This is a genomic window from Bacillus pretiosus, from assembly GCF_051294775.1.
GTDB classification, from domain to species: domain Bacteria; phylum Bacillota; class Bacilli; order Bacillales; family Bacillaceae_G; genus Bacillus_A; species Bacillus_A wiedmannii.
This window is the reverse complement of sequence record NZ_JBPPHF010000581.1, coordinates 1-282: the sequence shown is the minus strand read 5'-3', so window position 1 is coordinate 282 and position 282 is coordinate 1. Positions and strand designations below refer to the sequence as shown.

The following is a 282-nucleotide window of genomic DNA, read 5'->3' as shown; positions in this document are numbered from 1 at the left end:
AGGTAAAATTAGGACGCATTAAAACTAATTGCGGGCATAACCTTTTTGCTTCCCAAAGAGGCATCGTTGTACGTATTCCATAGTCTCTTGCCTCATAACTACATGTTTTAATAATTCCTTTTCTTTCTTTTTCATTTCCAGCAACTGCTAACGGCTTCCCTTGTAATGATGGGTCATGAGCAATATCAACACATGCGAAAAAACAAGTCATATCTACATGCAAAAAAACACGACCATTTTTCGGATACATTTCTCGCATAGTACTCACTCCCTACGCAGACC

Annotated in this window: 1 protein-coding gene; it reads right to left on the bottom strand. The window is 38.7% G+C overall.

Annotated features, from left to right (window positions below):
- The coding region (locus ACSG5Z_RS32245; RefSeq protein ID WP_503827199.1) for a Y-family DNA polymerase at positions 1-259 on the bottom strand (259 nt) is incomplete at its 3' end.
- Positions 260-282 lie beyond the last annotated feature (23 nt).